Annotated in this window: 17 protein-coding genes; 14 read left to right on the plus strand and 3 right to left on the minus strand. The window is 60.5% G+C overall.

Annotated elements, in window-relative coordinates:
• Positions 1-108 precede the first annotated feature (108 nt).
• The 10 genes from FY112_RS32645 (at position 109) to FY112_RS32690 (ending at position 10,946) form a co-directional block, all read left to right on the plus strand.
• Positions 109-1,605, plus strand: coding sequence for a CoA-acylating methylmalonate-semialdehyde dehydrogenase (locus FY112_RS32645; protein ID WP_151520245.1), 1,497 nt, complete (start codon positions 109-111; stop codon positions 1,603-1,605).
• Positions 1,606-1,772: 167 nt separating this feature from the next.
• Positions 1,773-2,855, plus strand: coding sequence for a YjgN family protein (locus FY112_RS32650; protein WP_131644429.1), 1,083 nt, complete (start codon positions 1,773-1,775; stop codon positions 2,853-2,855).
• The gene (locus FY112_RS32655; RefSeq protein WP_131644430.1) at positions 2,845-3,894 is read left to right on the plus strand and encodes a M48 family metallopeptidase; all 1,050 of its coding nucleotides are present in this window, start codon (positions 2,845-2,847) and stop codon (positions 3,892-3,894) included. The genes FY112_RS32650 and FY112_RS32655 overlap by 11 nt, the downstream gene beginning before the upstream one ends.
• Before the next feature lie 108 nt (positions 3,895-4,002).
• Positions 4,003-4,485: an iron-responsive transcriptional regulator RirA gene (gene rirA, locus FY112_RS32660; RefSeq protein WP_017959053.1), complete on the plus strand. Its 483-nt coding sequence runs from the start codon at positions 4,003-4,005 to the stop codon at positions 4,483-4,485.
• A gap of 340 nt (positions 4,486-4,825) precedes the next feature.
• Positions 4,826-6,421 (plus strand): ABC transporter substrate-binding protein, encoded by a 1,596-nt coding sequence (locus FY112_RS32665; protein ID WP_017959054.1) that lies wholly within the window; start codon positions 4,826-4,828, stop codon positions 6,419-6,421.
• 87 nt (positions 6,422-6,508) lie between these two features.
• The gene (locus tag FY112_RS32670; RefSeq protein ID WP_017959055.1) at positions 6,509-7,513 is read left to right on the plus strand and encodes an ABC transporter permease subunit; all 1,005 of its coding nucleotides are present in this window, start codon (positions 6,509-6,511) and stop codon (positions 7,511-7,513) included.
• A gap of 9 nt (positions 7,514-7,522) precedes the next feature.
• Complete coding sequence (locus FY112_RS32675; protein ID WP_131619305.1) at positions 7,523-8,413, plus strand: ABC transporter permease subunit; 891 nt, start codon at positions 7,523-7,525, stop codon at positions 8,411-8,413.
• Complete coding sequence (locus tag FY112_RS32680) at positions 8,413-9,429, plus strand: ABC transporter ATP-binding protein (protein WP_151520246.1); 1,017 nt, start codon at positions 8,413-8,415, stop codon at positions 9,427-9,429. Before FY112_RS32675 ends, FY112_RS32680 begins: the two co-directional genes overlap by 1 nt.
• Positions 9,426-10,379, plus strand: a complete 954-nt coding sequence (locus FY112_RS32685) for a peptide ABC transporter ATP-binding protein (RefSeq protein ID WP_017959058.1) — start codon at positions 9,426-9,428, stop codon at positions 10,377-10,379. Before FY112_RS32680 ends, FY112_RS32685 begins: the two co-directional genes overlap by 4 nt.
• A gap of 27 nt (positions 10,380-10,406) precedes the next feature.
• A complete protein-coding gene (locus tag FY112_RS32690; RefSeq protein WP_017959059.1) occupies positions 10,407-10,946 on the plus strand; it encodes a gluconokinase in 540 nt (179 codons plus the stop codon).
• Here FY112_RS32690 and FY112_RS32695 read toward each other — a convergent pair.
• From FY112_RS32695 to FY112_RS32705, 3 genes are all read right to left on the minus strand, one after another.
• Positions 10,936-12,183, minus strand: coding sequence for an FAD-binding oxidoreductase (locus FY112_RS32695; protein WP_131708014.1), 1,248 nt, complete (start codon positions 12,181-12,183; stop codon positions 10,936-10,938). The genes FY112_RS32690 and FY112_RS32695 overlap by 11 nt on opposite strands.
• A gap of 76 nt (positions 12,184-12,259) precedes the next feature.
• A complete protein-coding gene (locus FY112_RS32700; RefSeq protein ID WP_151520247.1) occupies positions 12,260-12,763 on the minus strand; it encodes an isoprenylcysteine carboxylmethyltransferase family protein in 504 nt (167 codons plus the stop codon).
• Positions 12,760-13,812, minus strand: a complete 1,053-nt coding sequence (locus tag FY112_RS32705; RefSeq protein ID WP_151520248.1) for a type III polyketide synthase — start codon at positions 13,810-13,812, stop codon at positions 12,760-12,762. The genes FY112_RS32700 and FY112_RS32705 overlap by 4 nt, the downstream gene beginning before the upstream one ends.
• 168 nt (positions 13,813-13,980) lie before the next feature.
• Between FY112_RS32705 and FY112_RS32710 the strand changes: the two genes are divergently transcribed.
• The 4 genes from FY112_RS32710 to FY112_RS38310 all read left to right on the plus strand — a co-directional run.
• On the plus strand, positions 13,981-14,517 hold the full coding sequence (locus tag FY112_RS32710) for a tetratricopeptide repeat protein (protein ID WP_151520249.1): 537 nt from the start codon (positions 13,981-13,983) through the stop codon (positions 14,515-14,517).
• 46 nt (positions 14,518-14,563) lie between these two features.
• Positions 14,564-15,169 (plus strand): RNA polymerase sigma factor, encoded by a 606-nt coding sequence (locus FY112_RS32715; protein ID WP_151520250.1) that lies wholly within the window; start codon positions 14,564-14,566, stop codon positions 15,167-15,169.
• Positions 15,166-15,969, plus strand: coding sequence for an anti-sigma factor (locus FY112_RS32720; RefSeq protein WP_151520251.1), 804 nt, complete (start codon positions 15,166-15,168; stop codon positions 15,967-15,969). The genes FY112_RS32715 and FY112_RS32720 overlap by 4 nt, the downstream gene beginning before the upstream one ends.
• Before the next feature lie 582 nt (positions 15,970-16,551).
• On the plus strand, positions 16,552-18,668 hold a 2,117-nt coding region (locus FY112_RS38310), incomplete at its 3' end, for a M10 family metallopeptidase (protein WP_246700814.1).

Below are 18,668 nucleotides of genomic sequence, written 5' to 3' on the forward strand. Positions count from 1 at the left end.
ATGCAGTGATAGGGCTATAATTTGCGCACAACGGTTGCTTATATCAGCGCATTGATTTGTGCAAATTGAAGTGCGATTGTCGGCCATCCAAAAACAGGAGGAACACCCATGCGTGAGATCGGTCATTTCATCGGCGGCAAGCAGGTTGCCGGCACCAGCGGCCGCGTCAGCAATGTCTACAATCCGGCAACAGGCGAAGTGCAGGCGACGGTCGCGCTCGCAAGCGTCGAGGAATTGCGCGCCGCCGTCGAAAATGCCAAGGCTGCGCAGCCGAGATGGGCTGCCACCAATCCGCAGCGCCGCGCCCGGGTTTTCTTCAAGTTCGTCGAACTCCTGAACAAGCACATGGACGAGCTTGCCGAAATCCTCTCCAAGGAGCACGGCAAGACGATCGAGGATGCCAAGGGCGACGTTATCCGCGGCCTCGAAGTCTGCGAGTTCGTCTGCGGCATTCCCCATCTCGCCAAGGGCGAGTTCACCGAGGGCGCCGGGCCGGCGATCGACATGTATTCGATCCGCCAGCCGGTCGGCATCGGCGCCGGCATTACGCCTTTCAATTTCCCGGGCATGATCCCGATGTGGATGTTTGCGCCGGCAATCGCCTGCGGCAACGCCTTTATCCTGAAGCCCTCCGAGCGTGATCCCTCCCTGCCGATCCGCCTCGCCGAACTGATGATCGAGGCCGGTCTGCCCGCCGGCATCCTCAACGTCGTCAATGGTGACAAGGGTGCGGTCGACGCGATCCTTACCGATCCCGATATCGGTGCCGTCTCCTTCGTTGGCTCGACGCCGATCGCTCGATACGTCTATGGCACCGCGGCGATGAACGGCAAACGCGCCCAGTGCTTCGGCGGCGCCAAGAACCACATGATCATCATGCCCGATGCGGACCTGGATCAGGCCGTCAACGCGCTGATGGGCGCAGGCTACGGTTCGGCCGGCGAGCGCTGCATGGCGATCTCGGTTGCCGTTCCGGTCGGCGAAGAGACTGCCAACCGCCTCGTCGAGAAGCTGACGCCCAAGATCGAATCCCTGCGCATCGGCCCCTACACCGACGACAAGGCCGACATGGGCCCGCTCGTTACCAAGGAAGCCTATACCCGTGTTCGTGGGTTGATCGACCGCGGCATCGAGGAAGGCGCCAAGCTCGTCGTCGACGGCCGCGATTTCAAACTCCAGGGCTATGAAGACGGCTACTTCGTCGGCGGTTGCCTGTTCGATCATGTCACGCCTGACATGGATATCTACAAGACCGAGATCTTCGGGCCTGTTCTCTCCGTCGTTCGTGCCGAGAACTATGAGGAGGCGCTGTCTCTGCCGATGAAGCACGAATATGGCAACGGCGTCGCCATCTACACCCGTGACGGCGATGCCGCCCGCGATTTCGCCTCGCGCATCAATATCGGCATGATCGGCATCAACGTTCCGATCCCGGTTCCGCTTGCCTACCACTCCTTCGGCGGCTGGAAGGCCTCGAGCTTCGGCGACCTCAACCAGCATGGCACGGATTCGATCAAGTTCTGGACGAAGACCAAGACCGTCACCGCCCGCTGGCCCTCCGGCATCAAGAGCGGCGCGGAATTCGTCATGCCGACGATGAAGTAATCTTCACAAGCTTCCAATCTTCAATCTGCAATCCGGGGGCCTTTCGGCTCCCGGATTTTTCGATTCTAAGTTGTTGATTTTTGCCAGATTTGCTTTCAGATGAGCTGCCGGTCACGTGATTCCCGTCATGAGCCGGTGGGCTTGTTACGCTTTGGGGGAAGCAAAATATGGATAATCGAGTGTCCGCGGGCGCCGCGGCGAACGCATTCGAGCGTGCCAGGTTCACCGGCACGGCATCGGAATATTTCGGCATCTGGATCGTCAACGTTCTTCTGACGATCATAACGCTCGGCATCTATTCGGCCTGGGCGAAGGTGCGGCGAAACCGTTATTTCTACGGCAACACCGTCTTGCTCGGCCGCAGTTTCGAATATCACGCCACCGGCATGCAGATCTTTATCGGCCGCCTCATTGTGGTGGCCTTCGTTATCGTGGCCAACATTCTGGCGGTGATTCATCCGCTGTTCTCGCTAGTAACCACGGTCCTCATCCTCATCGCACTTCCCTGGCTGATCGTGAGGGGCCTTCGTTTCAACGCCCGCGTAACCAGCTATCGCAACGTCCGATTTGATTTCACCGGCTCCGCCGGCGGCGCCTTCGTCTCCGTCATGCTCGGAAGCCTCGTCGCCGTCCTGTCGCTGGGTCTGCTGGCCCCCTTCGCCAGCCGCTGGCTCAACCGCTACATCTTCAACAATCTCCGCTACGGCAACCGTCCGTTCCAAACGGATCCCAAAGTTAGCGCGCTTTACGGCGCGCTTGTCATCCCGGCCGTGATGGTCGTGCTGGGCGCGGTCGTGCTCTCTGCCTTGGTTGCGATCATAGTCGTCGGGATACAGGCTTCTGATGCCGGATCGGTTGAGAGTGATCCACTTATCTTCATGGTGGTGTCGGGAATGTATCTGGTCGTCTTCGGCCTCATCATCATCTACGGCCTTGCCGGTCTCATCTATCGGGCGGCCGTCCACAACATCGTCTGGTCGTCGACGCAGATCGACGGCCAGCATGTCTTGCGGAGCGATCTTTCCCGTGCGCGTTATGCCTGGATCGCCATATCGAACGTCGTGGTGACGGTGCTCACCCTCGGTCTGATGCGCCCCTGGGCGGCGGTTCGGCTGGCGCGTTATGTCACCGAGCACACAGCGATCCGCATCGAAGGCGAGATCGGCGAGGTCTTTACGCAGTTTGAAGCCAGCGGCACTGCCATCGGTTCGGAATATATGAGCATGGAAGGGCTTGATTTTGGTTTCTGACGGAGAAACCATCGCGACGGGGGAATGGTATCCGCCGCATTCGAGCGCCGCCGTTCCCGCCCGCCTGCTGTCGCGGGGCGGGCGCCTCATCGCCGTCACCACGGAGGATGCGGCTCTTTCCGATGGCGCCATCGGAGAGGTCTCCTTTACGGCGCGCGTCGGATCGATCCCCCGGCGTGCGGTCTTTACCGACGGTTCGGTCTTCGAGAGCGCCGACAATGACGCAATCGATGCCTTTCTTCGCGCTGGCGGCAAAAGCGGATGGGTGCATCGGCTTGAGGAGTTTCATCCCCGCATCTTCGTCTTCGCGGTCGCGGTCGTTCTGCTTGCTGTCGGAATCTATCGTTATGCGTTGCCGGCGCTCGTCGAAGTCGCCATCTTCGTGACGCCGCCTGTCGTATCTGAGATGATGTCCTATGGCGCTCTCAACACGCTTGACACGACGGCCCTGTCTCCAAGCCACATAACGGAGATCCGGCAGGCCGAAATCGCCGATCGCTTTCGAAAGGTGGCCGCCAATGCCGAAGGCGGCGCCGACCGCTATGTCTTGAATTTTCGCAATGGCGGTTTGATCGGTCCCAATGCCTTCGCGCTTCCCGACGGCAATATCGTCCTCACCGACCAGTTGATCGAATTGGCGGGTGGCGACGACGAGATGATAACAGGCGTTCTCGCCCACGAGATCGGCCATGTCGAATACAAGCACAGCCTGAGGCAGCTCTATCGGGCCGCGGGCATCGCCGGTCTCGTCATGCTGATTGCCGGCGATATTGGCTCCGGCGTCGAGGATATCCTGACGCAAGGCGGCGGTCTGCTCGCATTGTCCTATTCCCGCAGCGCCGAGGCTGAAGCTGACCGGCGCTCGGTCGAACTGATGCGCAAGGCCGGTATGGATCCCGTCGCGATCGCCAGGTTTTTCGATCTGCTGGAAGCCAAGCTCGGCGATCATTCCCGCACCAGCATGCTGTCCACCCATCCAGGCACACCCGAGCGCAAGCAGGCGATCCTCGATTACGTCGAGGTCCTGAGGCGGGATTGACGTCGCGGCAAATGGCCTCATAAGCTGAATGCGAATTTCATATTTTGGAATTGTTCAAAACTAGCAAACCGCCTATATAGGTCTGAACAGACGAGTCAGGAGAATGGCATGCGGTTGACGAAGCAGACGAACTATGCGGTTCGCATGTTGATGTATTGTGCTGCCAACGACGGGCACTTGAGCCGGATTCCGGAAATCGCCAGGGCCTATGGCGTTTCCGAGCTCTTTCTTTTCAAGATCCTCCAGCCGCTGAACAAGGCGGGTCTGGTCGAAACCGTGCGCGGGCGCAACGGCGGCGTGCGCTTGGGCAAACCGGCCGCCGACATCAGTCTTTTCGACGTCGTTCGGGTGACGGAAGACAACTTCGCCATGGCCGAGTGCTTCGAGGATGACGGTGAGGTCGAATGCCCGCTGGTCGACAGCTGCGGTTTGAATTCGGCGCTGCGCAAGGCGCTCAACGCTTTCTTTGCCGTGCTGTCGGAATACTCCATCGACGACCTCGTCAAGGCGCGTCCGCAGATCAATTTCCTTCTCGGAATCACCGGCGAGCCGGCCTATCGCAAACCCGCGATCGTTGCCCCTGCCGCCTGATCAAAAGACCAGGACGCACTTCTGAACCGCGGTTGCCCCCAGCAACCGCGGTTTTTGTTTTTGCGGGCATCTCCTTGGCATCAGGAATACGGGGAAATGCCGGCTGCGTGTCGCGATGGGCGCGCTTTTATACCAAATGCGACAAAATTTCGGTCTTTTTTGTGCGAATATTTCCGAATGAGGCTGATTTTTGACGGAAAATTTCTAAAATTGTCCAGCTGGAAAAATTTTCTGCGTAGCCCGTTGCTTTCAGTAAATAAATATCGTTCCATCGAGCGTCGACCGAGATGGCAATCTACGGTCTCCAAACATCAAAAAAGAACAACCGGGAAACAATATTATGAAAAAGATCTCTGTCCTGCTGGCAGCGACGGCCCTGATTTCCGTCATGGCGACGTCGGCCTGGTCCAAGACCCTTGTTTATTGCTCCGAGGGCTCGCCGGAAGGCTTCGACCCCAGCCTCTATACGGCAGGCACGACCTTCGACGCGTCGTCGCGCACAGTCTATAGCCGCCTCGTCGAATTCAAGCATGGCGGGACCGAGATCGAGCCGGGCCTGGCTGACAGCTGGAGCGTTTCGGCCGACGGCACGGAATACACTTTCAAGCTTCATCCTGGCGTCAAGTTCCAGACTACCGACTTCTTCACGCCGACGCGCGATCTCAACGCCGACGACGTCATCTTCTCGTTCGAGCGTCAGCTCAAGGCTGACAATCCGTGGAACAAGTATGTCGAGGGCGGCTCTTACGAATACGCCGCCGGCATGGGCTTTCCTGAGCTGATCAAGTCGATCGAGAAGGTCGATGACCTCACCGTCAAGTTTGTCCTCAATCATCCCGAAGCGCCGTTCCTCGCCGACCTGGCCATGGACTTCGCCTCGATCGTCTCCAAGGAATATGCCGACAAGCTTGCCGCCGACGGCAAGATGGCGCAGCTCAACCAGCAGCCGCTCGGCACCGGCCCGTTCACCTTCGTCGCCTACCAGCCGGATGCCGTTATCCGCTACAAGGCGAACGAAACCTATTTCAAGGGCAAGGAAAAGATCGACGATCTGGTTTTCGCGATCACCTCTGATGCTGCCGTCCGCGCGCAGAAGCTGAAGGCCGGCGAATGCCACCTCATTCCCTATCCGAATGCGGCCGACGTCGCCGAACTCAAGAAGGACGAGAACCTGACCGTGCTCGAGCAGGCCGGCCTGAACGTTTCGTATCTCGCTTACAACACCTTGATTGCTCCCTTCGACAAGGCCGAAGTCCGCAAGGCGCTGAACATGGCGATCAACAAGCAGGCGATCGTCGACGCCGTCTTCCAGGGTGCTGCGGCCGTTGCCAAGAACCCGATCCCGCCGACGATGTGGTCCTATAACGATGCCGTCGTAGACGACAAGTACGATCCCGATGCGTCGAAGAAGATGCTGGCAGATGCCGGCGTCAAGGATCTGAAGATGAAGATCTGGGCGATGCCGGTTTCGCGTCCGTACATGTTGAACGCGCGCCGCGCCGCAGAATTGATGCAGGCCGACTTGGCCAAGGTCGGCGTCGATGCGGAAATCGTCACCCATGAATGGGCCGAATATCTGAAGCTCTCGTCCGACAAGAATCGCGACGGTGCCGTCATCCTTGGCTGGACCGGCGACAACGGCGACCCTGACAACTTCATGGATACGTTGCTTGGCTGCGATGCTGTCGGCGGCAACAACCGCGCTCAGTGGTGCAACAAGGAATTCGACGATCTGATGACGAAGGCCAAGCTGACGGCCGACGTCGCCGAGCGCACGAAGGCCTATGAGCAGGCTCAGCTGATCTTCAAGAAGGAAGCTCCCTGGAATACGATTAACCACTCATTGGTCTTCGTTCCGATGAGCAAGAAGGTCTCGGGCTTCTTCATGGACCCGCTCGGAATTCACCGCTTCGACGGTGTGGACATTTCCGAATAATAAAAAATCTGTAAACTGCCCGGTCAACGCCGGGTGCGGCCGGCGGTCAGGTTCCCCTGACCGCCGGAAACTATTGGAAAACCTGCTATGTTGCGTTTTTTCATCGGCCGCCTCGCGGTGCTGATCCCGACATTCCTTGGCGTTTCGCTGATAGCCTTCTCGTTCATCCGCATGATCCCCGGCGACCCCGTCATGCTTTTGTCGGGTGAACGTGTGATGGCGCCGGAACGTCACGCCCAGATCATGCACGATCTCGGTTTCGACCGGCCCATATATGTGCAGTATTTCGATTATCTCGGAAAAGTGCTGCAAGGCGATCTCGGCACCTCGATCGTCACCAAGCGGCCCGTTCTCGGCGAGTTCTTCACATTGTTCCCGGCAACACTGGAGCTTTCGCTCTGTGCCATCATTATCGCCGTCTGTCTTGGCGTGCCCGCCGGCGTCTTTGCGGCCGTCAAGCGAGGCACGTGGTTCGATCAGAGCGTGATGGGAGTTGCCCTCATCGGTTATTCCATGCCGATTTTCTGGTGGGGTCTGCTGCTCATCATCTTCTTCTCCGGCTATCTCGGCTGGACGCCGGTTTCCGGCCGCATCTCGCTGATGTATTTCTTCAAGCCGGTCACCGGATTCATGCTCGTCGACAGCTTGCTGTCGGGCCAGAAGGGAGCCTTCGCCTCGGCCGTCAGCTACCTCATTCTGCCGACCATCGTGTTGGCAACCATCCCGCTCGCCGTCATCGCACGCCAGACGCGTTCGGCGATGCTCGAAGTGTTGGGCGAGGACTATGTCCGCACCGCACGCTCCAAAGGCTTGAAGCCGCTGCGCGTCGTCGGCGTGCATGCGCTGCGCAATGCGATGATCCCTGTCATCACCACGATCGGTCTGCAGATCGGCGTTCTTCTTGCCGGCGCCATCCTCACCGAGACGATCTTCTCCTGGCCAGGTATCGGCAAATGGATGGTCGATTCGGTCTTCAAGCGCGATTACGCCGTCGTCCAGGGCGGCCTTCTGCTGATCGCGGGCGTCATCATGCTGGTCAATCTGATTGTTGATGTTCTCTATGGCTTCATCAATCCGCGCATTCGTCATTAGGAGCGGTCCATGAGCACGGTCACCGTCAAAACCGGCCAGCCATCCGCTCTTGCGGAGTTCTGGCATTATTTCTCCCGCAACAAGGGCGCCGTCATCGGCCTCGTGGTGTTCAGCATCATCCTGGTCGTTGCAGTCCTTGCGCCGCTCTTTGCGCCGCATGCGCCGAACGAGCAGAACCGCCAGGTGCTGCTCGCCGTACCGTTCTGGATGGAGGCAGGTAGCGCCTCTTACCCGCTCGGAACGGATGCCGTCGGCCGCGACATCCTCTCGCGCCTGATTTACGGCGCGCGGTTCTCGCTCTTCATCGGCGTCGTCGTCGTCACGCTTTCGGTCATTTCGGGAGTCCTGATCGGGCTCGTTGCCGGATTTTTCCGCGGTAAGATCGATACGGCAATCATGCGCCTGATGGACATCATCCTGGCCTTCCCGTCGCTGCTGTTGGCTCTCGTGCTGGTGGCCGTGCTCGGGCCTGGCCTCACCAACGCGATGATCGCGATTTCGCTGGTCAACCAGCCGCATTTCGTCCGGCTGACGCGGGCCTCAGTCATTTCGGAGCGTGAGAAGGAATATGTGATCGCCTCGCGTGTCGCCGGTGCCGGCACCTTCCGGTTGATGTTCAAGACGATCCTGCCAAACTGTCTTGGGCCACTGATCGTTCAGGCGACGCTCGCCTTTTCGGCGGCGATTCTCGATGCCGCCGCCCTCGGTTTTCTCGGCATGGGCGCCCAGCCGCCGACGCCCGAATGGGGAACGATGCTGGCCGAATCCCGTGAGTTCATCTCGCGCGCCTGGTGGGTGGTGACATTCCCGGGTCTTGCCATCCTCATCACCGTTCTCGCCATCAACCTGATGGGTGACGGCCTGCGCGACGCGCTCGATCCCAAACTGAAGAGGTCGTGATGTCACTCCTCGAGATTGAAAATCTGACGGTCGAATTCCAGACTTCTTCCGGTCTCTTCCGCGCCGTCGACGGCGTGTCGCTTGCCTGCGACAAGGGCGAGATCCTGTCGGTCGTCGGCGAATCCGGCTCGGGTAAATCCGTGGCCATGCTGGCCCTGATGGGGCTTTTGCCCTGGACGGCGAAGATCACCGCCGACCGGATGCAGTTCGACGGCAAGGATCTGCGCGGTATCTCCGCCCGCCAGCGCCGCAGGATCATCGGCAAGGATATGGCGATGATCTTTCAGGAGCCGATGTCGAGCCTCAATCCGTGCTTCACGGTCGGTTTCCAGCTCGGCGAGACGCTGCGCTTTCATATGGGCCTCAACCGCAAGGAGCGCCGCCAACGCTCTATCGAGCTCTTGAACCTCGTCGGCATTCCGGCTCCGGAAGACCGTCTGTCGAACTTTCCGCATCAGATGTCCGGTGGCATGAGCCAGCGCGTCATGATCGCCATGGCGCTCGCCTGCAATCCGAAGCTCCTGATCGCCGACGAGCCGACGACCGCGCTCGACGTGACGATCCAGGCACAGATCCTCGATCTGCTCGTTCGCCTGCAGAAGGAGCAGGGCATGGCGCTGGTGCTGATCACCCACGACATGGGAGTCGTTGCCGAAACCGCCGAGCGCGTTCAAGTGCAATATGCCGGCCAGAAGGTCGAGGAACAGCCGGTAAGGGCACTGTTCCGCGATCCGCATCATCCCTATACGGCAGCTCTGCTCGCCGCCCTGCCGGAACGCGCCAAAGTCGGCCAGCGTCTGCCCTCGATCGCCGGCGTCGTTCCCGGCCAGCACGGCCGCCCGACGGGCTGTCTCTTCGCGCCGCGCTGCGGTTATGCCACGGTCGAATGCGATCGTGGCGTCGTGCGCCAGGGCCCGGAGCTCGGCCAGGCTTTGTGCAATTATCCATTGAAGGAGGGTAAGCCGCTCGGGCATCCCGGTGTCATCGCCGTTGAAACTGCAGGAGACCTGGTATGACGGGCGCTGTTCTCGAGGGCAGGGATCTCGCCCGTTTCTACACGGTCAACCGCGGTCTCTTCAAAGCCGACGCCACCGTCAAGGCGCTGAACGGCGTCAGCTTCAGCCTGCATTCGGGCAAGACGCTCGCCGTCGTCGGCGAATCCGGCTGTGGCAAGTCGACGCTCGCCCGTCTGGTCACGATGATCGAGGATCCGACGGCCGGCGAATTGCTGATTGACGGCAAGCCGGCGCGTGTCGGCGACCGCAGCTTGCGCAGCCAGGTGCAGATCGTCTTCCAGAACCCCTACGGCTCGCTCAACCCGCGCCAGAAGGTCGGTGCAATTTTGGAAGAGCCGCTGAAGATCAATACCGATCTCGATGCCGCCGCCCGCCGTCGCAAGGTGGAGGAGATGATGGCCCGTGTCGGCCTGCGCCCGGAGCATCACGGCCGCTATCCCCATATGTTCTCCGGCGGCCAGCGCCAGCGCATCGCCATTGCCCGCGCCCTGATGCTGCGGCCGAAAGTGCTGGTGCTCGACGAGCCGGTTTCGGCCCTTGATCTGTCGATCCAGGCGCAGGTGCTGAACTTGCTGATGGACCTGCAGAAGGAAATGGGCCTTGCCTATCTCTTCATCTCGCACGGTCTCTCGGTCGTCCATCACATCGCCGACGAGGTGATGGTCATGTATCTCGGCCGCCCGATTGAAACCGGCCCTGCCGCTGAAGTCTTCGCCCGGCCGCGCCATCCCTATACGGCCGCCTTGTTGTCGGCGACCCCGATCGCCGATCCCGAGCGCGAGAAGACCCGCATCCGCCTGCAGGGCGAACTGCCGTCGCCCTTGAAGCCGCCGTCGGGCTGCCACTTCAACCCGCGCTGCTGGAAGGCGCAGGACTATTGTCGCCAGGTTTCTCCCGAATTAAGGGGAGAAGGCGCACAACAATATGCCTGTCATTTCCCGCTCGACTGAGCGGGAAGCCAAGCTTGAGGAGGAAGCATGCCGGATGAGCGGACGAACAAAGCCCATGCGATCATCGTCATGGGGGTCAGCGGCTGCGGTAAATCCTCCGTCGGCGAGAAGCTTGCCGAAGCGCTGCACCTGGCTTTCATAGAAGGCGATGCGCTTCATCCCGCCGCCAATGTCGAGAAGATGTCGAAGGGCATCCCGCTGACCGATGAGGACCGAATGCCCTGGCTCGACCGCATCGGCGAAGACATCAAGGCCTCGCTGGAGAAGAGCGAGGGCATCATCGTTTCCTGCTCGGCGCTGAAGCGCCTCTATCGCGACAGGCTGCGGGCTGCTGCCGGTGGCAATCTGTTCTTCGTCTATCTCGAAGGTTCCAGGGCGCTGCTGATGAAGCGTATGGCCGAGCGCAAGGGACATTTCATGCCGGTCTCGTTGCTCGACAGCCAGCTGGCCACACTTGAGGTGCCCACAGGCGAGCCGGGCGTCGTCACCGTCGATATCGACGATACCGTGGAAGGCATCGCTGCGACCGCTCTCAAAGGTCTCGCTTCTCTCGGCATCACGGGTTGAAACGCTGCGGCGAATAGGCCGCGATATCGATGAACGGCGTCTCGCCGGTGATGAGTTCGGCAAGCACGCGGCCGGTCACCGGTCCGAGTGTCAGCCCGTGATGGGCATGGCCGAAGGCAAACCACAGGCCCTGATGGCGCGGCGCCTTGCCGATAACAGGCATCATGTCCGGGGTGCAGGGGCGCGCGCCCATCCAGGGTTCGGGATCGAGCCTGCCTCCGAGCGGGAAGATGGTGCGCGCCACGGCCTCGGCGCGGTCGAGCTGGACCGGCGTCTTCGGAGCGTCGAGCGTTGCAAACTCCGCCCCTGTCGTCAGGCGGATGCCGCGGTTCATCGGCGCAAGGAGATAGCCGCGCTCGGCATCGAGCGTCCAGTTGTTGAGCACGGCATTGCCCTCGGCGGCATAATGCATGTGATAGCCGCGCTTGACGCCGAGCGGAAAGGAATAGCCGAGCCGGCGCGTCGCAACGGCCGCCCAGGGGCCGAGCGCCATCACCGCATCCTCGGCTTCGAGCGGACCTTCCCTCGTCAGGATCTTCCAGCCGGAGCCGAACGGACCGAGCGAGGCGGCATCACCTGTGACGAACCGGCCGCCAAGGCTCTCGAAATAGCGGCGATAGGCCGATGTCAGCGCATGCGGATCGAGCACCGACCAGGGATCGCGCCAGCGGATGCCGCCGGCGAAATCGCCGGTAAGATGAGGTTCCATGCGGGCGATATCGGCCGGAGTCAGGCTGTCAAACTCCACGCCGAATTCATTCTGCCAAAGTGCTGCCTCTGCAAAGGCCCCGTCGCGCTTGGCTTCAGTGCGGAAAATCTTCATCCAGCCGTCCTTGCGGATCAGCGCTTGCGCCTGCGACGCTTCGATCAGATCCTTGTGTTCGACAATCGAATTTTCGATCAGCGGCGCATAGGCCCGGGTGATGATCGCGTGGCGCCGCGCATCGGAGTTCCACCAGTACCGGGCGAGAAAGGCGATCTGGCTCGGCAGCGTGCGCAGGTGATAATGCGCGTCGATGCGGTTATTCAAAGCATAACGCAGCAAAAGCCCGAGCTGCTGGGGAAAACCGTAGGGTGCTACACCTTCGCGCTGGATCAGGCCGGCATTGCCGAAGGAGGTTTCGTTACCCGGATCTTTGCGGTCGATCAGCGTCACCTGCCGGCCGCGCCGCTGAAGATGGATGGCCGTGGAAACCCCGACGATGCCGGCGCCGAGCACGATTGCGTTTTTCGTCATTTCCGCTTGCATTCCGCTTTGTTTATCGGGGTGAAAATGCCCCTGCCGATAAGGCGGCGCAAACGAAAAATCGCCTTCATTTCAAAATCATTGTGCTTTTCAGTGCGGCATTTTCAGCCTTGACGCGGACATAGAGGATAAACGCGTTGAGAAGTGAAAAGGCGACTGCGTAAAACGGCAGGCCGAAGGCGAGGGGAAGGGCGGCGATCTCGCCGACGACGATCGCATAGTTCGGATGGCGGAGGAAGCGATAGGGCCCGGATCTGACGAGCGGCGCGCCGGGCAGGATGATGATACGCGTCGTCCAGCGTCCTTTCAGCGTCGCCAGCACCCAGAGCCGCAACGCCTGCAGCCCCATGAACACCAGAAACCAGAAGAGCGCGACCGGCCTGCCTGGTGCAGTGAGCCAGAGGCCGATAATCCAGCCGGCATGCAGCGCCACCATGACGGGATAATGCTCGGGTGCGACCTCTCTGGCGCCTCTGGCAAGAAGCGCCGCCGTATTGCGCCGGGCGAGCACCAGTTCTCCCAGCCGCTGCAGCGTCACGAAGGCCAGAAGCGCGATCGACGGCCACATCACTCGACCCTCCTGAGCGTCACGCAGCTGGCTGAAAAGCCCGGCCCCATGGCGATCATCGCGGCGCGCGCCGGCAACCCGGCGCGGACCGCCCGCTCCAGCACGAACAGGATGGTCGGCGAGGACATGTTGCCGTATTCGGCAAGCACGGCGCGTTCGTGATCGAGCGTGCCCGGCGCCATCGAAAGCGCGCTCTCCATCGCGGCCAGCACCTTCGTGCCGCCGGGATGGCAGATGAAGCGGTCGATATCCTCCACCCTCAGCCCGTTTCGCGCCAGAATGGCCTTTACCGCCGGGCCGAGTTCCTTTTCGGCAAAGGGCGGCAGCGATTGCGCCAGCACGATGCCGAAGCCGCCGTCGTCAATCTTCCAGCCCATGATATCGAGCGTGTCGGGGAAGAGATGCTCGCCGGTCGATTCCACCTCCGCCAGCCCGTCTTCGCCTGATCGCAGCACGCAGGCAGCCGCGCCGTCGCCGAAAAGCGCTGTTGCGATGATGTTCGGCCGCGTCAGCTCGTCCAGCCGGAAGGCCAGCGTGCAAAGCTCGATCGAGACGAAAAGCACAACAGCGCCCGGCCGGCTCCGCGCCAGTCGCGCGGCGATCGCAAAACCCGACACGCCGGCCGCACAGCCGAGCCCGAAGACCGGCACGCGTTCGATGTCGGGTCTGAAACCCATCCGGCCAGCTAGCTGCGCATCAAGGCTCGGTGTCGTAAAGCCGGTGGAGGAGACCGTCACGACACAATCGACATCGCCGGCCTCAAGCCCTGCCTGGCGAAGGGCCGAGCTGGCAGCCTCGACGAAAAGCCCGCCCGCCACCTCTGCAAAGGCCTGCATCCGGTCGTGCCAGCCATGCGGCTCGTCGAACCAGGCAAGCGGGCGCGCCGCATGGCGTTTTTCGATGCCGGCGCTGTCGAAAACGCGGGCAAGATGGCGGAAATCCTCGAAACGGTCGGCAAACAGCCGGGCCGAGGCTTCAACCGCCTGTTTTTGGAAAATGACATGTTCGGGTGTGGCAACGGCGAGGCTGACGAGTTTGACGGTGTCGGTCACAGAATTCTCCTTGTCCCTCCGGCGGAACGGAGGAAAACACGCGGACGCCCAAATTATTCAGCTCTGAAGTTTCACGAAAGGGTGAAGAAAGAAATGCAAGCGGCAGCCGAATAAAGCTGGATGCAGCGGTGTTCTTTCGTCGCAACGTCACTTTCGAGGAGTTCCCCCATGACGATCATGACAGCCCGCATCGCTTCCATCATTCTCGGCGGCTGCCTTGCCGCTTCTGTTGTCTCCGGCCCGGTTTTTGCGGTCGGTGATGACAGCAGCACGACGCCGGTCTGCAAGAAGGGCGAGATCTACGACCAGAAGACCAAGAAATGCGTCAAGCAGCAGAGCGCCAACGTCTCCGACGAGAACCGCGCCGACTATGCCTATTCGCTGGCCAAGGCCGGTCGTTATGAGGAGGCGCTTGCGGTGCTCGACACGGTCAAGGATCAGCACACCGCCGAAGTGCTCAATTATCGCGGTTATGCCACGCGCAAGCTCGGCCGCACCGACGAAGGCATCTCCTATTATCTGCAGTCGGTGAAGATGGACCCGCAATATGCCAAGGTCCGCGAATATCTCGGCGAAGCCTATGTCATCAAGGGTCAGCTCGATCTCGCCAAGGACCAGCTGAAGTCAATCAAGGCGATCTGCGGCACGGCTTGCGAGGAATATCAGGATCTGAACGCTGCAATCCTCGATCCCTCGAAGATCTGATCAGCAGGCCACAGCGGGAAAATGGAAGCACGAAAGGGATGTCAGAATGTCGGTCGCGCGCACGCATTTTCCTGCCTATAGTCGGGCCAGAATGGAATCGCCGGTTCATCCGGCGGTTTCGAAAAATGCAGGATTGGCGGAGGCGGCCATCGCGAGCGAAGCGGATATCAGGAGCGGCCTGACGGAAAATCTGGCAAGGCTCTGGCGTTATGGTCTCGTTCTCTCGCATCAGCGCGATGTCGCCGACGACCTGGTGCAAGCGACCTGCCTTCGCGCGCTGGAGCGCGCCGATCAGTTCATCCCCGGCACCCGGCTCGACCGCTGGCTGTTTTCGATCCTGCACTCGATCTGGCTGAACGAGATCCGCTCCCGCCGGGTGCGCCAGGGCCAGGGTTTCGTCGATGCCGGGGAGACGCTGACCTTCGACGGCGCGCACGACACCGAAACCCATGTGATGGCGGGTCAGGTGCTGAAACAGGTGAACGCGCTGCCCGAGGCGCAGAGGACGGTGGTTTTTCTCGCCTATGTGGAAGGACTTTCCTATCGCGAGGTTGCAGGCATATTGGATATCCCGATCGGAACCGTGATGAGCCGGCTGGCGGCTGCCCGCACCAAGCTCTCCGATGCCGGACCGGAAGGGGGACGGCAATGACGACGAAACAGACCATTCCCTCCGACGAGGACCTGACCGCCTTCATCGACGGTGAACTGACGGCCGAAGAGGCTGCGCGCATTGAAGCCATTGTGAACGAAGACGAGAGTACCGCCGAGCGGTTGGAATTCCTGGCGCGCGCCAACCTGCCATTCGAGCAAGCCTTCGCCCCGCTGCTATCCGAAGCGCCGCGCGAGAAGCTGCAGGCGATGCTCGCCGCCATCCCCGTCCAGCAAAGTGCAAAATCCGCCTCCGCACCCCTATTCGCCAGTCGCCGCCGCTTCCTCGGCGCGCTCGCCGCCTCGCTCGTCGCCGGCATCGCGATCGACCGCGCTGTCATCGGCATCGGAGCACGCTTTTCGGCAAAGGACGAAAACAGCGAATGGCGCGCCGTGGTCGCCGACTATATCTCGCTCTATACCGCCGAAACGTTCGCCGGCCCCGCCCCCGGCAGGGAGGATCAGGCCGCCCAGCTCGGACCGCTCGACGAAAAGCTCGGCCTGTCGCTCTCCCCCGAAGCAGTCTCGCTCCCGGGGGTCGATTTCAAACGCGCCCTGCTGCTGCAATATGACGGCAAACCACTCGCCCAGATCGCCTATCTCGACCCCGAGACCGGGCCCATGGCGCTCTGCATCGTCAAGTCTGCCGCGGGGCCGAAGGCGCCGGACCTCGAAATCCGCAAGGATATGAACGTCGTCTACTGGTCGAACGCGACGCACGCCTTCATGCTGATCGGCCGCATCCCCGTAGACCGGGTGCAGGAATTGGCGGAGAACGCCCGGAGCAGGCTTTCAAGCTGACCAGCTCAGCAGGACTTCAGCTTCGCCGGGTTTTTTTGGGGAGCACGGTTGAGCTCGAAATTGACGCTTTGAACAAGAACATCGGCTTCACCACGGTCGGAAGGGACGCTGTCGTCAAGCTCGAAGCCTTTCCCTTCACTCGCCACGGAACGATCAATCACAGCTCACGTCACCAAGATTGCGGCAGATGCGATCCTCGAACCCGCGGCACGCCATGAGGGCGACCCCGCGGCACGACAGGCGAAGACAACGTTCAGCGGCGCTGAAACAATGTGGACCTCTCGCTTTCCCGACATCACCGAGCCTGAGACTTATTAAATTTCAGCAGATGACGGTAACGTCAATTTAAGTGCCGTCGTGGCAGCAATTGCGGAGGTTCGGACGGGCGAGCACCAGGATCCTGGAATATGTCTTCTGGCCTTCGACAGAGGTTGCGGAGAAAGCGCTTCAGGAGCGTTAATTACTAGGTCAAAAAAACTTTCCTGAAGAGAAATAAAGCTTTTAGTTGAATTTCCCCCCGAATTGGGGCAGAGGGAAACTGGCATTAGGCGCGGCCGAATGGGATGCGCAAACGGGGATTTTATGACGGACCTAAATACTTGGCCGACGTACGTCAGCTCGACTGGGGATCAGAAGGTAGACGGGCTCTTGGGCGACTTTGCCTGGAGCGGATCGATAACCTATGCATTTCCCACGAGCTCGTCATCGTATGCCTATGGTGACGAAAAATACCATTCTTTCTCTTCAATTTCGTCCCAGCAGCAGTCTCTCGCCTTGTACTTTATGGAGCAATCCTACGGGAGTGCGGCAAATGACGGCTTCTCCGTCGAGGGGTTCACGGGCGCCAACTTTGAGGCCGGAAACGCGAACACCGCAACGGTGCGGTTCGCTCAATCGTCTTTGCCTGACACGGCATGGGCCTATTTACCAGCTAGCGGCGGGCCGGGTGGTGATGTCTGGTTCGGGACGGGATATGCTGGCACCGAAGATGATCTTCGCTTTCCGAGGTTCGGCAACTATGCAGGCCATGCCTTGGCGCACGAGCTGGGTCACGCTCTCGGACTGAAACATGCTCACGAAGGGGGGATAGTCGTTCCGAGCGCCTACGACTCGCTCGAATATACGATCATGACCTACCACACATATGTCGGAGACAGTTTAAGTGGGTACAAGTATGAGCATGATGGCGCGCCACAAAGCTTCATGATGCTCGACATCGCCGCCCTGCAGGAAATGTATGGTGCGGACTATACGACGAACAGTGACAATACCGTCTACAAGTGGAACCCGAACCAGGGCATCACCTACGTCAACGGCGTTGCGGCCATCACGCCCGCTGCCAACAGGATCTTCGCAACAATCTGGGACGGCGGTGGTACCGACACCTATGATTTGAGTGCCTATACGACCGGCCTTAAAATCGATTTACGAGCAGGGGGGCACTCTGTTTTTTCCCAGGGCCAGCTGGCCGACCTGGGAGGAGGCCCAAATAATGGCTATGCCCGCGGCAACATTTTCAACGCCCTTCTTTATCACGGCAATGTTGCATCGTTGATTGAGAACGTTCAGGCCGGCTCCGGCAACGATTCGATTGTAGGCAATGAGGCGGACAATACGCTCTGGGGCAATGCCGGAAATGATTCGCTTTCCGGCGGTTCCGGCAATGACACACTGATCGGCGGAACGGGCAACGACACCTATATTGTCGATGATCTGGTCGACGTGGTCACCGAAGGGCTGAATGAAGGGACCGATCTGATCAGGACGGTGCTTTCTTCCTATGCCTTGACCATCAATGCCAATGTTGAAAACCTGACCTTCACCGGCACTGGCGCTTTTACCGGAACTGGAAGCGGCCTCGCCAACACGATCACCGGCGGCGCCGGCAACGACACGCTGGATGGCGGCGCCGGCAACGACACGCTGATCGGCGGTGCCGGCAACGACATCTATGTGGTCGACGCTGGCGTCGATTTTGTGGTCGAGAGTGCGAACAAGGGGACGGACACCGTACGGACGGCGCTTTCAAGTTATATTCTCAGCAACAATGTCGAGAATCTGATTTACACGGGATCCTCCAGCTTCACCGGCACCGGCAATGCGCTGGCCAACACAATCACCGGCGGCGCCGGCAATGATGTGTTGGATGGTGGGGCCGGTGCCGATACCTTGATCGGCGGAACGGGCGACGACACCTATTTCGTTGACAATGCCGGCGACAGCGTTGCCGAGAACGCCGCCGCGGGAACCGACACGGTTCGCACGATACTGGCAAGCTATACGCTTGGCGTCAATGTCGAGCACCTCACCTATGCAGGAACGGCAGCCTTTGTCGGGACAGGCAATAGCCTCGCCAACACGATCACTGGTGGTGTCGGCAACGACACCCTGAATGGCGGGGCAGGTGCTGACACGCTGATCGGCGGAGCGGGCAACGACATCTATGTGGTCGACAGTGCGAGCGACGTCGTCACCGAGTTGGCCAGTGCCGGCACAGACGAAATCCGCACGTCGCTTGCGACCTACTCGATCGCTGCACTGACCAATGTCGAGAACCTCACCTACACGGGATCGGTCAGCTTCGCCGGCACCGGCAATGCGCTCGCCAACAGGATCACCGGCGGCGCCGGCAACGATCTGCTGGACGGCGGCACCGGCAATGACACGCTGAACGGCGGAGCGGGCAACGACATCTATGT

It is taken from the genome of Rhizobium sp. PEPV16 (genome assembly GCF_008919455.1).
In the GTDB taxonomy this organism is placed as follows: Bacteria; Pseudomonadota; Alphaproteobacteria; order Rhizobiales; family Rhizobiaceae; genus Rhizobium; species Rhizobium leguminosarum_Q.

What these genes read in the sequence shown, in the direction of transcription:
- FY112_RS32650 (WP_131644429.1), top strand. Translation starts at nt 1,773, where the DNA reads ATGGATAATCGAGTGTCCGCGGGCGCCGCGGCGAACGCATTCGAGCGT.
- FY112_RS32715 (WP_151520250.1), top strand. Translation starts at nt 14,564, where the DNA reads ATGTCGGTCGCGCGCACGCATTTTCCTGCCTATAGTCGGGCCAGAATG.
- FY112_RS32685 (WP_017959058.1), top strand. Translation starts at nt 9,426, where the DNA reads ATGACGGGCGCTGTTCTCGAGGGCAGGGATCTCGCCCGTTTCTACACG.
- FY112_RS32665 (WP_017959054.1), top strand. Translation starts at nt 4,826, where the DNA reads ATGAAAAAGATCTCTGTCCTGCTGGCAGCGACGGCCCTGATTTCCGTC.
- FY112_RS32670 (WP_017959055.1), top strand. Translation starts at nt 6,509, where the DNA reads ATGTTGCGTTTTTTCATCGGCCGCCTCGCGGTGCTGATCCCGACATTC.
- FY112_RS32690 (WP_017959059.1), top strand. Translation starts at nt 10,407, where the DNA reads ATGCCGGATGAGCGGACGAACAAAGCCCATGCGATCATCGTCATGGGG.
- FY112_RS32710 (WP_151520249.1), top strand. Translation starts at nt 13,981, where the DNA reads ATGACGATCATGACAGCCCGCATCGCTTCCATCATTCTCGGCGGCTGC.
- FY112_RS32675 (WP_131619305.1), top strand. Translation starts at nt 7,523, where the DNA reads ATGAGCACGGTCACCGTCAAAACCGGCCAGCCATCCGCTCTTGCGGAG.
- FY112_RS32680 (WP_151520246.1), top strand. Translation starts at nt 8,413, where the DNA reads ATGTCACTCCTCGAGATTGAAAATCTGACGGTCGAATTCCAGACTTCT.
- FY112_RS32645 (WP_151520245.1), top strand. Translation starts at nt 109, where the DNA reads ATGCGTGAGATCGGTCATTTCATCGGCGGCAAGCAGGTTGCCGGCACC.
- FY112_RS32695 (WP_131708014.1), bottom strand. Translation starts at nt 12,183, where the DNA reads ATGACGAAAAACGCAATCGTGCTCGGCGCCGGCATCGTCGGGGTTTCC.
- FY112_RS32720 (WP_151520251.1), top strand. Translation starts at nt 15,166, where the DNA reads ATGACGACGAAACAGACCATTCCCTCCGACGAGGACCTGACCGCCTTC.
- rirA (WP_017959053.1), top strand. Translation starts at nt 4,003, where the DNA reads ATGCGGTTGACGAAGCAGACGAACTATGCGGTTCGCATGTTGATGTAT.